Origin of the sequence: Thalassotalea euphylliae, assembly GCF_042682785.1 — a bacterium.
Classification (GTDB): domain Bacteria; phylum Pseudomonadota; class Gammaproteobacteria; order Enterobacterales; family Alteromonadaceae; genus Thalassotalea_F; species Thalassotalea_F euphylliae.
The window spans coordinates 671,761-685,835 of record NZ_JBHUIB010000012.1 but is presented as its reverse complement, the minus strand read 5'-3'; the positions used below and the strand labels follow the sequence as shown (position 1 = coordinate 685,835).

The 14,075-nt window shown below is 41.7% G+C and carries 12 protein-coding genes; 3 read left to right on the top strand and 9 right to left on the bottom strand.

Annotated features, from left to right (window positions below):
* Positions 1–74 precede the first annotated feature (74 nt).
* Positions 75–1,709, bottom strand: a complete 1,635-nt coding sequence (locus ACFSJY_RS17440) for a CTP synthase (RefSeq protein WP_386037312.1) — start codon at positions 1,707–1,709, stop codon at positions 75–77.
* 215 nt (positions 1,710–1,924) lie between these two features.
* Here ACFSJY_RS17440 and ACFSJY_RS17435 point away from each other — a divergent pair, with 215 nt between their 5' ends.
* Both ACFSJY_RS17435 and ACFSJY_RS17430 read left to right on the top strand, forming a co-directional pair.
* Positions 1,925–2,509 (top strand): DUF4202 domain-containing protein, encoded by a 585-nt coding sequence (locus ACFSJY_RS17435; RefSeq protein ID WP_386037309.1) that lies wholly within the window; start codon positions 1,925–1,927, stop codon positions 2,507–2,509.
* A 116-nt stretch (positions 2,510–2,625) separates the two neighbouring features.
* Positions 2,626–4,230, top strand: coding sequence for a GGDEF domain-containing protein (locus ACFSJY_RS17430; protein WP_386037306.1), 1,605 nt, complete (start codon positions 2,626–2,628; stop codon positions 4,228–4,230).
* A 28-nt stretch (positions 4,231–4,258) separates the two neighbouring features.
* Here the strand turns inward: ACFSJY_RS17430 and ACFSJY_RS17425 are convergent, their stop codons facing one another.
* The 4 genes from ACFSJY_RS17425 to rlmD are packed head-to-tail and all read right to left on the bottom strand — an operon-like array spanning position 4,259 to position 9,023.
* Positions 4,259–4,645 (bottom strand): YbaN family protein, encoded by a 387-nt coding sequence (locus ACFSJY_RS17425; protein WP_386037303.1) that lies wholly within the window; start codon positions 4,643–4,645, stop codon positions 4,259–4,261.
* A complete protein-coding gene (mazG, locus tag ACFSJY_RS17420; RefSeq protein ID WP_386037301.1) occupies positions 4,645–5,451 on the bottom strand; it encodes a nucleoside triphosphate pyrophosphohydrolase in 807 nt (268 codons plus the stop codon). The genes ACFSJY_RS17425 and mazG overlap by 1 nt, the downstream gene beginning before the upstream one ends.
* A gap of 21 nt (positions 5,452–5,472) precedes the next feature.
* Complete coding sequence (relA, locus tag ACFSJY_RS17415; protein ID WP_386037298.1) at positions 5,473–7,668, bottom strand: GTP diphosphokinase; 2,196 nt, start codon at positions 7,666–7,668, stop codon at positions 5,473–5,475.
* Positions 7,669–7,706: 38 nt separating this feature from the next.
* Positions 7,707–9,023, bottom strand: coding sequence for a 23S rRNA (uracil(1939)-C(5))-methyltransferase RlmD (gene rlmD / locus ACFSJY_RS17410; protein ID WP_386037295.1), 1,317 nt, complete (start codon positions 9,021–9,023; stop codon positions 7,707–7,709).
* A gap of 100 nt (positions 9,024–9,123) precedes the next feature.
* Here rlmD and barA point away from each other — a divergent pair, with 100 nt between their 5' ends.
* The gene (gene barA / locus ACFSJY_RS17405; protein ID WP_386037292.1) at positions 9,124–11,907 is read left to right on the top strand and encodes a two-component sensor histidine kinase BarA; all 2,784 of its coding nucleotides are present in this window, start codon (positions 9,124–9,126) and stop codon (positions 11,905–11,907) included.
* Positions 11,908–11,949: 42 nt separating this feature from the next.
* Here the strand turns inward: barA and ACFSJY_RS17400 are convergent, their stop codons facing one another.
* From ACFSJY_RS17400 to recO, 4 genes are all read right to left on the bottom strand, one after another.
* The gene (locus ACFSJY_RS17400) at positions 11,950–12,198 is read right to left on the bottom strand and encodes a hypothetical protein (RefSeq protein ID WP_386037289.1); all 249 of its coding nucleotides are present in this window, start codon (positions 12,196–12,198) and stop codon (positions 11,950–11,952) included.
* A gap of 70 nt (positions 12,199–12,268) precedes the next feature.
* On the bottom strand, positions 12,269–12,649 hold the full coding sequence (gene acpS / locus ACFSJY_RS17395) for a holo-ACP synthase (protein WP_386037286.1): 381 nt from the start codon (positions 12,647–12,649) through the stop codon (positions 12,269–12,271).
* Positions 12,649–13,380 (bottom strand): pyridoxine 5'-phosphate synthase, encoded by a 732-nt coding sequence (gene pdxJ, locus ACFSJY_RS17390; RefSeq protein ID WP_386037283.1) that lies wholly within the window; start codon positions 13,378–13,380, stop codon positions 12,649–12,651. The genes acpS and pdxJ overlap by 1 nt, the downstream gene beginning before the upstream one ends.
* A gap of 2 nt (positions 13,381–13,382) precedes the next feature.
* Entirely contained in the window at positions 13,383–14,063 is a 681-nt protein-coding gene (recO, locus tag ACFSJY_RS17385; RefSeq protein ID WP_386037280.1) for a DNA repair protein RecO, read from the bottom strand.
* Between the last annotated feature and the right edge of the window lie 12 nt (positions 14,064–14,075).

Genomic DNA, 14,075 nt, shown 5'->3' with positions numbered 1-14,075 from the left:
GCCCTATTTCAGAGCCAAATTCACACGATATAAAATTAAAAAACCGTAGCAGGGCTACGGTTTTTAGAATGCTATTAAGCTTGTTGCTTGTGGAAAGTAAACGCTGCTGCGATAAAACTTTCAAATAATGGGTGACCATCACGTGGAGTTGAATTGAACTCCGGGTGGAACTGACCCGCAACAAACCATGGGTGATCTGGTATTTCAATCACCTCAACTAACTTCTTGTCCGCAGACAAACCTGAGAACACTAAGCCAGCGTCACTTAATTGATCTCGGTAGTTATTATTTACCTCATAACGGTGACGGTGTCTTTCATTAATGGTTTCACTACCATATACGTCACACGTCTTGGTACCTTTCACAAGGTGACACAATTGCGAGCCAACACGCATTGTACCGCCAAGGTCTGAGTTGTTATCTCGGTATTCAACTTGACCCGCTTCATCTAACCATTCGTTGATTAAACCGACCACAGGGTGCGGAGTTTCAGGGTTGAATTCCGTTGAATGTGCACCTTCTAAACCAGCAACGTTGCGTGCATACTCAATAAGCGCAACTTGCATACCTAAGCAGATACCTAAGTAAGGTACTTTATTCTCACGAGCATATTGTGCTGCGATAATTTTACCTTCAACACCACGCTCACCAAAACCACCTGGAACCAAGATAGCATCCAAGTCTTTCAACATCTCAACGCCTTTCACTTCAAGGGCTTGTGAGTCTACATACTTGATTTTAACCGTGACTTGGTTTTGCAAACCCGCATGTTTCAACGCTTCATTCACTGATTTGTAAGCATCAGGTAATTCAATATATTTGCCTACCATACCGACGACAATTTCATCTTTCGGGTTGGCTTCTTTATAAAGAACTTGTTCCCACTCACTTAAGTCAGCTTCTGGGATGTCTAACCCAAAGCGTTTAGCAACAAGTTCATCGGTACCTTGTGATTTGAGCAACGCAGGAATTTTATAGATAGAATCAACATCTCGCATTGACACTACCGCACGCTCTTCAACATTGCAGAATAACGCTATTTTTGCGCGTTCATTTGCTGGAATAACATCTTCTGAGCGACAAACAAGAATGTCAGGGAAGATACCGATAGAGCGTAACTCTTTTACCGAGTGCTGCGTTGGCTTAGTTTTAATTTCGCCACTTGCAGCTAAATAAGGCACTAACGTTAAGTGCATGAACATTGCGCGATCACGGCCAAGTTCAACACCTAATTGACGAATTGCTTCTAAGAATGGCTGTGACTCAATATCACCCACGGTACCACCGATCTCAACCATTGCTACATCGTAGCCTTCAGCACCTTCAATTACACGACGCTTAATGTCGTTAGTAATATGTGGAATAACTTGAATAGTTGCGCCTAAGAATTCACCTTTACGTTCACGCGCCAAAATATCTTGGTAGATACGGCCTGTTGTAAAGTTATTGCGCTTCGTCATTTTGGTACGAATGAAACGTTCATAGTGACCTAAGTCAAGATCCGTTTCAGCACCATCCTCAGTCACGAATACTTCACCGTGCTGAATAGGACTCATAGTCCCTGGGTCAACGTTGATATAAGGATCAAGTTTCAGCATGGTTACTTTCAAACCACGCGCTTCGAGAATAGCTGCTAATGAAGCTGCAGCAATACCTTTTCCAAGCGACGAAACAACACCGCCCGTCACAAAAATATATCTTGTTGTCATGTTAAACCCAGAAGTTTAGGAAGTTTGGAAAATGGCCAAACTTGAAAGCAAAATAATAAAGTTTCAAGTATAGCAGGACGGGGCGGCATTATACCCAAATGCCTGTCCAACAACAAGTTGAAATACGTTTAAATTAGCTGATTTTAGTACGTTGGTTTTATCTTTCGCTCGCGGTATTATTTATCGTAATCTAAAAGACCCGCTTGGAAACAAAAATGCCTTCTTCTTTAGACAAAGTACTTGCTGAAATCGACGCGATCAATGCGCAAGATCCAAACCTTGAACACGATGGTGAAAAAGACGTAGCAAAAGAGCTGCTTTACGGTCAGCGCATGTCAGCGTGTCTTGCCGAATATTGGCCAAACGCAAACGAGTATGTTGCTATCGCTGTACGAGCCCAACATATTAAACGCTGGTCAATAGCTCGCGGTGAATATCCCGAAAGTAAGAAAGGGTATCTGGATTGGCGAAAAGCACTGGGCGTCATGCATGCAGAATTAGCGTCACAGTTGATGCTGGAAAATGGCTACAGCGAGGAGGAAGCAAATCGCACCGCTGCTATCATTCGGAAAGAAAGACTAAAATCGAATGAAGACAGTCAAACACTTGAAGACGTCGCTTGTTTAGTTTTCCTTATGTACTACTTTGCTCCCTTTGCCGCCAAACACGAAGATGACAAAGTTGTCAGTATTGTTAAAAAAACATGGAAAAAAATGTCATCACATGCGCAAAACATAGCACTCGCTTTTACGTTGCCTGAACACTTAGGAAAATTGGTCCAACGAGCATTATCAAACTAGTCTTTTACTAGGTTTCTGGTTTAAACTTGCTATCCTTATAAGAATCTCAATGGAATGAGTATCCCACTATGGGGCATTTTTCTGGTCGATATATCATAGCTTTCGGTAATTAGTTGATGAATTCGGAATTAAGTAGTCAAGACATCAATACTCTCAAACGCACGAATACAGAGTTAAAGCGCGCTTTAAAACACTTTCTTGAAAGTGCTCCTAACAGTGGTCCTCTTGGTGTCCAAGTAACCAATATCAAAGAAGCACTCAAGTCTAACGAGGCGATGTTTACCTTTGCGTCACTGGTTGAACAGTACGCAAAAATGAAGAAAAACTTCGACAATGTCGACTTTCAAAATCAAAAGAAAGATCTCAATACGTTCAAAGCACAGCTAAAAAAAGCGTCTAGTAAGAACTTATCAACTAATCAACTTGAAAAAATAGAAGACATTTTATCTGAGGTATCGCTTCACCAACCACCACATACCCTATTAGCCGTGGCTGGCAAAGCACTTGAATATTTTGCTAGTGATCTCGCTAATATTCGTGAGTCTTCGAGTATCGTTGTCACTGACGGAGAAGTCACAAGTGAGGAAACTGGTGTAGTTGCCGCCGATATTCATTTGGCGAGTAAAAAGCTCATTAAGGATGTGGTAATTGTTTCTAAACAACTTGCCAAGACGTACCCCAATGATAAGTTCATATCCGGCGTACTGCATGAAGCTTCACAAGTCAAAGACGGCAAAGGCAGCTTCTTTAAAGCAATAAATTTACTGGAACGCACCACAACATACCTTACATTGTTGATTCAACAAGAACGTTGTGCAGCTGAAGAAATGCTAAACGATATTCACGCAAATTTGGTGGATGCATTTAACCGTACGACGGTAATTCAACGGGTTGTAGAATCAAGCAAAGAAGACGGGCAAAACGTTACTAATCACATGGTAACGGAACTGAAGAATATGGAAGTCAAAGCCCGTGCGATTGATACCATAGAAGGTATGCAAAGGCACATCAAAGACAGTGTTAACTTGCTGTCAGATATCATGAATGATTACGCCAAGCGACAAAGCGAAATCAATCTAAACAATGAAAACACGATTCGTGAGTTGTCATTAAAAATTGAAAACACATCTAACTTCGTCGACAAACTCGAGAAAAAGTTAAACGTCGCAGAAGAAGTTAGCCTTATTGACGAACTTACTACTGTTGGTAACCGCAAAGGTTACGTACTCCGTATCAACAAAGAACGTAAAGATTGGCAGGCCGCAAAGCAACCGTTGGCATTACTTGTTATTGACGTTGATCACTTCAAGAGTATCAACGACAACTATGGTCACAGTATAGGTGACCAAGTATTAAAAGTGCTCGGTCAAACATTGCGTAAGAATGTTAGAACAACTGATTATGTTGCCCGTTATGGCGGTGAAGAGTTTGTGATTATTTTGCCAAACACCGAACTTTCAAAAACGGTTCAAATTGCGAAAAAAATCCGTGAAGTCGTTAACAGCTTGAAGTTTGAGATGCGCAAGAAAAACAAGGTACTAAAAATTACCTGTTCGTTTGGCTTATCCGCCTTTACTGAAAAAGTGAGTAACAGTACTGACGTATTTAACGCTGCAGACAAGGCGCTTTATCGTGCAAAAGAAAATGGTCGAGACGCTATTGTTGTCGCAAAAGAGGACCAGCTGATTGATATTGAATTAGACAAAGAAATTACCGAATAGCGTATTAAAAGGCATAAAAAAAGCGAGTCTAAGACTCGCTTTTTTTATGCTCTTTGATTTTATCTTCTGACAAAGGTAGTCGGTAAATGAAGATAGCAGAAGGCGTTACCAACGCCACAACTAGCAATTGCCAGTACCAACTGTTTAGCACATAGCAAGACCAAGAAACGGCTAACACAATAGACATCAACGCGATAACTTTTCCACGCTTTGGTATGGCCTTGTATTCTTGCCAGTCTCTAATTAATGGCCCAAATACTCTATTATCGAGTAGCTTCTGGTATAGATAAGGAGAGGACTTGGCAAAACAAGCGGCAGCAACCAGCAAAAATGGCGTAGTGGGTAATACTGGTAGAACAGCCCCTAAAGCAGCTAGCCCAACAAAAAACAATCCCGCAAGCTTATACAAAAACATTAGCGATGTGCTTTCGTCTCGCGCTTAGCAACTTGCCACAATTGCTCTAGTTCATCTAGGCCGTGTTTTTCAAACGCTTTCCCAGACTCAGCCACTTGTGATTCCACATGGTTGAAACGTTTGGCAAACTTTTCATTGGCGTCTCGTAATAACGCTTCAGGATCGTATTTTGCGTGACGACAGACATTGACAACAGCAAATAATAAATCACCAAGTTCCTCTGCTAAATGCTGACTATTGCCTGCCAATTCAGCTTTTACTTCGCTAACTTCTTCTTCAACTTTTTCAAAGCACTGATTGATATTGTCCCAATCAAAACCGACATGTGCGCAACGCTTTTGGATCTTGTTTGCTCTAGACAATGCAGGTAGTGCCTGCGGGATATCTGCAAGAATGCTGATTGGCGCATCATTGTTCTTCGCTTGACGCTCCTTTGCCTTTTCATTTTCCCAGTTTGCTTTTATGTCGGCATCCGTTGTGAGGTTGGAACCGCCAAAAACATGAGGGTGGCGTCTAATGAGCTTCTCACAAATAGCCGCAACAACAGAATCAAAGTCGAATCGCTTTTCCTCTTGTCCAAGTTGACTATAAAAAACCACTTGAAACAGTAAATCACCAAGTTCTTTTTCAAGTTCGGAATAGTCTTGATCAGCAATTGCTTGTGCGACTTCGTAAGCCTCTTCTATGGTATGCGGCACGATAGATGCAAAATCTTGCTTAATATCCCAAGGGCAACCAGTTTCAGGATCGCGTAATTGCGACAGAATCCATCGAAGCTTATCCATCGAAGGTTTAGCGTCTAACATCTATTTTCCTAATTTTGTTATCTAATGTGAAAGTCGTTTAACGTCGATAATATCGTCTAGCTGGCGCAGCTTTACGACGATTCTATTAAGCATGTCACTATTGGCAATTTCAATCGTAAACGTCATGCGTGTACTTTGTTTGAATTTATCTGAATGGCTTGCCATTCCAACAATGAGCACTCTCTCGTTTGCAATAATTGTCGAGATATCACGAAGCAAACCATGACGATCGCTTGCAGTAACTTGTAAAGTAGCTTGGTAGCTTTTTTGTTGTTGCTCACCCCATTGCACTTCGATCTCACGTTCAGGGTGCTGCTCTAACGCATGCGCCAAGTTATCGCAATCTCGGCGGTGTACAGAGATTCCTCGCCCTTGTGTAATAAATCCTAAAACATCATCACCGGGCACAGGTTGGCAGCACTTCGCCATATGGGTCATTAAATTACCTACACCCGATACCGTTATGCCATCACTGTTCGTATCTTTTTTAGGTGTTGATGTTGCGATTACCGATTCTGGTGCAACATCAGGTTCGGGATCAACAGCGCTAAAACGCTGGCTGATAAAATTAACCACTTGCTGCAAACGTGCATTACCCGAGCCAATTGCGGCATATAAATCATCAACGTTACCAACATTGAATCGACTAGTTACTAATTTTAAATCAACAGTTTCCAACGTAAGTTTCGATAATTCGGTCTCTAGCGCTACTTTTCCGTTCTCAATGTGCTTATCGCGATCGAGTAATTTAAAGAAATGTGAAACTTTTGCGCGTGCGCGAGCAGAGTAGATATACCCTAAGTTGGGGTTTAGCCAATCCCTGCTGGGATTGGGGTGCTTACTGGTTAGTATTTCTACTTGATCGCCGGTTTGTAATTGATAAGTAAACGGCACAATGCGCCCGGATATTTTCGCTCCTATACAGCAATGACCGACATTTGAGTGGATATAGTACGCAAAATCTAAGGGGGTTGAGCCAACAGGTAAGTCAATGACATCACCATTTGGCGTGAATGCGTAAATACGATCTTCGAATACTTGGCTACGTAATTCATCAATCATTTCACCACTTTCAGAGACATCTTCTTGCCACTGGAGAATTTTACGCAGCCATTCAATTTTTTCGTCAAAACCGCTAGTCTTGCCGTGAGCGCTTCCCTCTTTGTAACGCCAATGCGCGGCCACACCAAGCTCTGCATCTTGATGCATTTGTTCGGTGCGAATTTGAATTTCAATCGCTTTACCCTCTGGCCCTAACACTACTGTGTGGATAGATTGGTAGCCATTAGGCTTAGGTGTTGCTACGTAATCATCAAACTCACTGGGTAAATGCTTCCAGTTGGTGTGCACAACGCCCAGTGCGGCATAACAATCCTGCAGTTCATCAACAATTACGCGTACAGCACGCACATCAAATAACTGCTCAAAATCTAAGGATTTTTTCTGCATTTTCTTCCAAATACTGAAAATGTGTTTAGGCCGACCATAAACTGTGCCCTTGACGCTCATTGACGTTAACTGGTTTTGCAGTGCGTCTACAAAATCCTTCATGTACCGTTCACGATCGAGCCTTTTCCCATCTAGCCATTTGGCAATTTTCTTATAGGTGTCTGGATGCAAATAACGGAAGGCTATGTCTTCTAACTCCCATTTCAGCTGTCCTATCCCTAAACGGTTAGCTAGAGGTGCATAAATGGTAGTTGTTTCCTTGGCAGCAATGACCCTGATGTCTTCATCAGCATTTTTAACTAGTCGCAGGTAACATAAGCGCTCCGCTAGCTTGATAACAACAGCACGCACGTCCTCAACCATAGCAAGGAGCATTTTACGAATGTTATCAACTTGATTGGCAGCGACCTTGTTCGTTTGCGAAGGCTGTAAAGATCGTATTGCTTGCATTTGCTTTACACCTTTGCAAAGCAAAAAAATGTGTTGTCCGAACTGCTCTTTTATCGTTTCTAGGTCCAACTGCTGATTATCGACAAGAGGCACAAGAAAAGCGGCGCATAAAGAGTCTTTATCTAAATTTAACTCTGCTAAGATTTCGACCATTTCAAGGGACTTTATTTGGTCATCACTGTCTTCGTTAAATTTGTCTTTAACGCTTTGCCATAGTGACTGCAAAGCCACTGATTTGGCTTCATTAATCTCTAATGAAGTAAGCCATTGCTCAAAACTTGTTGTCGACATTTGGTGAGATTTACGAACTGAAACCATGAAAGTCCCTGAAAATATAAAACTGGTTAGCGGTATATCTAATTACGCTCAAACAATACCATAGTTTCGACATGCTTTGTCTGCGCAAACATATCAATCAAACCTATTTTTACAATTTTGTAGCCATTTTCGATCAACACAGTACTGTCTTTTGCAAGTGAAGTTGGGTCACAGCTGACATAGAGAATTTTATCTGCAGAGAACTTTGCAAGCTGCTGGCAAGCTTCAAATGCGCCAGCTCTAGCTGGGTCTAACAATACTTTATTAAACGCTTTATTCGCCCAAGGTTGTTCGTTCCATGCGTTATTCAAATCAAGCTGATAAAAGTCGCAATTTTCTATGTTATTGGCTATCGAGTTTTTGCCAGCTTTATCGACCATCGCCTGAACACCCTCTACACCAACAACCTGCTTTGCACGCTTCGCCATGCTCAAAGAAAAGTTTCCTAGACCACAAAATAAATCCAAAACCATATCTTCGCTGTTAAGTGCTAACCATTCACATGCTTGCTCTACCATACGTGTATTAACGGCATGGTTTACCTGAATAAAATCATCACTGCTATATGCAATATTAATTTCCTCAAGTGAATACCTTAAACGAGGAAAGCTGGGAGTAAGCGGCACAACTGACTTCCCATCATCGATAGCAACATGCCAACTATTTTCTTGTGCAGCAGACAACCAAGTATGTTTGGTTACATCGGATAGTTTATGAAGTTGTCTGACGATAATAAAAACTTGTGATTCAAACAACACCTCAATATGCCCAATACTTTTGGGTTGATTAATCAGCTCTATTGTCTGTTTTAACTTTGGAAAAACATCAGCGAGTTCTGGTAGAAGCACTTCACAATAACTAATCGGGGTTAGGTTATTTGTTCCGGTTTGACGAAAGCCGACAGTTGGCTCTCCAAGCTTGTTGTACTGAACACCGATTCGGGCTTTTCGTCTATATGACCAAGGTGACTCAACAACTGTTTTTTGCCACGGTAATTGACTGAGCCCCACACGAGACAGCAACTCGGAAACTTTACCTTGTTTAAAGCTCAACTGTTCTTCGGCGCTTATGTGCTGTAAGTCACATCCCCCACACTGCAAAAAAAAGCGACATTTGGGCGTGATTCTCTTTTCAGATACTTGGGATATTTTTAACGGTTTTGCTTTAATAAACTTGCTCGTTTGTTCGGTCACTTTAGCCTGTACTTTTTCTCCAACCAATGCATTGCTCACAAAAACAGACTTATTTTTAAATTTGCCTACGCCAATGCCATTAATATCAAGCCGCTCTATGACAACATCAATTGATTTGCCAACCAAAGAGAGAGATTTTGCTGGTTTGAAAATTTTCGCCATGAAAGCTGTGCCCTAAAACTTGTCAGTACCTGTAAATTTGGGTGCTGTTGTGACATGATAGATTTATCAAGGTAGATTTTACACTAAGTTCCAGACAAACATGCATAAAATAAGTCTTAAAGACTGGGTAGTTTTATTGACTATTGTGCCGACAACTATCATCGGTTTAACCATAGGCAGCTACTTCTCATATAACCGTTATGTTGAACTGGATAACTACTTAAGCCTGCGTGCTCAGAGTATTCTTGAACCTATCGCTATTGTTGGCGTTGAGCCAATTGAAACCAAAAACCGAGAATTACTTCGTAGGCTTATTGGTACTGCCCACCGAAATCATTCAGACATTGTAAAAAACATTACGGTGTTCACTGCAGACAACCAAATTTTTGTCACAAGCGCCTACCATGGTGATACGAGTGTTATGCGCTTAAAGCCCGGAGAGTCAATACCGAATAAAACAGTTGTCGAACATATTCCAAATTTTTCAATATTCCGTACCCCAATACTTAACGAATCTCGACAACTCACACCTACTAGCATCTATGAAAATGCTTTGGGCTACATCAGTATCCAGATAGACCGAAATAAACTTCAATTTCAACAACAAAGCCAAATTATTATTGCACTATCCATTGTTATTCTCGGCTCAATCATCAGCGCGCTCTTTACCTTTAGGCTGATTAAAAATGTGACACGCCCTGTCAGTTCAATGGTACAAGCGGTAGATAGGATACGAGAAGGTAAACTAGAGAGTCGTGTTAGTGGCCAACTTATTGGTGAACTTAATTTTCTTAAAAATGGTATTAATGCCATGGCACAAAGCCTAGGTGATTATCATGATGAAATGCAGCGCAGTATCGACCAAGCAACGGTAGATTTGAGAGAAAGCTTAGAGCAGTTTGAGATTCAAAACGTTGAACTTGATATGGCAAAGCGCAAAGCGCAAGACGCCAACAAGGTCAAATCTGAATTTTTAGCTAACATGAGTCATGAACTTCGCACACCGCTTAACGGCGTTATCGGTTTTACTAGACAAGTCTTGAAAACTCCACTTTCGGAAACACAACGCGACTATCTGCAAACGATAGAACGAAGCGCAAACAACTTACTCGCCATCATCAATGACATTCTCGATTTCTCGAAGCTTGATGCAGGAAAAATGGTCATTGAGAGTATTCCTTTTGCTTTACGTGAATCAATAGAAGAAACCCTAACTCTGCTCGCACCGAGTGCTCATAAGAAAAATATCGAGCTGTCATTACGCATCGCTTCACAGCTACCTGACTCGCTTATTGGCGATGCTATGCGTATCAAGCAAATACTGATCAACTTAGCGAATAACGCCATTAAGTTCACAGAAAAGGGCTCTGTTTGTATTGATGTTGAAGCTGAAAATGTCTCTAACAATCGTGCTCTACTTAAAATAAGTGTGACCGATACTGGTATTGGTATGAATATGGAGCAACAGAAAACCATATTCGAAGCCTTCGGCCAAGCTGATAAGAGCGTTACTCGCTTATACGGAGGCACAGGCTTAGGACTTGTAATATCGCAACGGTTAGCACGAGAGATGAAAGGTGACATTGGCTTTGTCTCAGAAGAGCGAAGAGGTTCCACCTTCTGGTTTACCTTCGACTGTGAAGTTAACCAGATGTCATTTGCACAAGAGCTTCACGTTGATGGTTTGATGCAAAAGTCCATCTTGTACTTTGAGCCTCATAACCATGGCCGTTTAGCACTGGGCGATACGTTATCTAGTTGGGGGATGACGGTAATGCCGGTAGAAACTATTGATGAACTCAACACAATCATCAATGAAAAACAACCTTATGATTTCGCGCTTATCAGTCATGAAGTAACCCCGACGGCACTACCAGATTTAAAAACATTGATTGTATCGCTAAAAGAAAATATTGGCTCCATTCACTTAGCAATAAACAGTAACTCACCTAACTTACAAGAAGTGTTAATTAGTAGCGGGGCAACGTCATGTTTGAGTAAGCCACTTACCCCTACTCGCTTGGCTAAAGCATTATTACCGGCCGACAATTTAGATCCTTTGACTATCCAGCAGCAACCAGGCCAAGTGGTGCCTATTAAGGTGCTTGCGGTTGACGACAACGAGGCTAACTTAAAACTAATAGAAGCCTTACTTAGTGAGCAAGTTCAAGAGGTGACCACGGCGACCAACGGCGAAGAAGCATTTGAGTTATGCAAAAGTGAAAAATTCGCAATGATTTTTATGGATATACAAATGCCAGTCATGGACGGGGTGACAGCCTTAAAGAAAATTAAGTTAAATACGTTTAACGATCAAACCCCCATCATCGCTGTGACTGCCCACGCATTAACCGGTGAAAAAGAGAAGTTGCTAGTCGAGGGTTTTAGTTCTTATATGACCAAACCTATCGACGAATCAATGCTAAAACACACGCTATATGAATACTGTGATCTAGAGCTATTGAATGCGCCAAGCTTACCTGAGCAACTTGATAACATCGCCAACGCATTGAGCATTACGACAGAAGCAATTGATTGGGACTTAGCATTGTCTCGAACAGGCAATAAAGTACATCTTGCAAAAGACATGTTGAGTGGCCTGATAGGAAGTTTACCTGAAACGCGTACCCATATAGACGAAGCGATTATCTGCCAAGATGTAGAGCAAGTAAAAGTACTTGTGCACAAATTAAATGGCGCATGCTGTTATACAGGCGTGCCGGCACTGGGGAAAATTACGCAACAAATCGAAACCGCACTCAAGCAAGGACAATCGCTAGACGACTTAGAACCAGAGTTTTTTGAATTTTTTGAGCACATAGACCGAGTGCTTATGGAAGCACCAAGTGTGCTTAAAAATATAGAAGAAATGACAGAAAGCTAGTGAATACAATGTTCACTAACTATAAAAGTTCGTTGTGTAACGCTATCTTCGCAGCTGAATACTTGGTGAAGTGTTTATTTCACCATCTTCAGCGATAACCGCAATACCACCATTGCATACCAAGACCGCGTAACTTTTACTGTTCTCGTTACGTATAAACTGCAACTCATAGCCAAACTTTCCTAAACTACTCGCTGAAAATTTCTGTGCTAGCGTTAATCGATCCCACCAAATAGAATGTTCTGGCGGCTCCCCTCTTCGTTCGATTAGTGGCTTATTCTCCGGTTGCATAACTACTTCCCTTCACTACAAATAATGCGGCTCATTCTTAAGTATAGTCCAAGCTTTATCAAATCGTACTTTATTTGGATAGGACCACAAAGGCAAGCGCATAGTGCTTTTCATCAGAAATTGAAATATGCCATGAGTTGGCACCTAGTCGGTGCGCCAACTCGAGCGCCCGGTCCGATAGGTCAATAATTGGCGCGCCCATGTCGGTATTCGTTATATGAAAATGTTGAAAGGAAACACTGTCAGCTATCCCTGTACCTAACGCTTTAGAGGCTGCCTCTTTAGCAGCCCAGCGCTTTGCTAAATAACTATCGGCTTGAGGATGTTCAGCAAACACAGCCAACTCCTCTGGCGTTAGCACGCGTTTTGCTAGTCGTTGTTTAGCCGCTTCTGCCATTGAAGCAATCCGGCCAACTTCTACAATATCGGTACCAACGCCAACGACTGACATTACGCTCTTGCCTCAAGCATCAAACGTTTCATATCACGAGTTGCCTTTTCCAATCCATCAATAGCAGCTCTTGCGATAATAGCGTGGCCAATATTTAACTCGATTAACTGAGGAATGGCAGCGATAGGCTTCACATTGTGGTAATTCAGTCCATGACCAGCATTCACTTTCAAACCAATACTATCGGCATATTCGATGCCTTTAGCCAATCGATTGAGCTCTGCTAGTTGCGCTTCTTCATTAGTTTCATCCGCATAATGACCAGTATGAATTTCGATAAACGGTGCTCCAGTCGCTTTCGCTGCATCAATTTGTTTTGTATCGGCATCAATAAAAAGACTCACTAAAATGCCCGCGTCAGCGAGTTCTTTTACTGCAGCAGTCACTTTATCAAGCTGACCAGCTACATCCAATCCGCCTTCTGTTGTTAACTCTTCGCGTTTTTCAGGTACTAAACAAACAAACACAGGCTTGACATCTTTGGCAATCGCAATCATTTCTTCGGTAACTGCCATTTCCAAATTCATACGCGTTTGCAAAGTCTCTTTCATCACGTGTACATCACGATCTTGAATATGACGTCGGTCTTCACGGAGATGAATAGTAATGCCGTCTGCACCCGCATGTTCACATACACTAGCAGCATGAACAGGGTCTGGATAAGTAGTTCCCCGAGCTTGTCTCAAGGTAGCAATGTGATCGACATTAACACCCAATAAAATATCTTTCATATTTATTCTCTTTTCTCAAAAAGCTTTCTGCTATTTAACGGTCTGTGACCGAGCAATTGATTCAATATATTACGCATCAGAAGCTTACAAGTAGCAAGTACATCCGCTGAAATTAGCTCTTGTTCTGCAATAGCCTGTAAATGCGGTCGAAAATACTGTTGTAACCCCTCTATAGGTTCAATAAACCCGTGTTCGCTACTGAAACTTAAATGCGAACTTTGTGATGTAAATGCTGGAGTAAAGTCCAGAGCTAGCCCCAATTCATCAAGCAAGGTAAGTTCAAACCTGCGAAGAATAGCCTCTAAAGGGCGATTATCCGTAATGCTAATAAGTGCTTTTACATAGTGTTGGTACAAGCTATCACAGGGAATATGTTCGGGTAATAAACGGACCAAAAGTTCATTCATATAGAAGCCGCAGTAAAGAGGAGTGCCACTTAACATAGAGGATTTGCCAGCAGCTTCAACTTGATGCAATTTTTTAAGGTTACTTCGCCCGCTGAATTCAATAATCAGTGGTGTAAAAGGCTGCAACAACGCTTTTTTATTATTTATTTTGCTTTGCGTTGCGTAGGTGACTGCGGCAATTTTTCCATCAAACTCGGTGAGCAACTCAACAAGTAGCTTGTTCTCTTGGTAGGGACGCGTATGTAGAACAAACGCGTTTTGCTGCTCTGTCGCCAACTAGATGTCTCT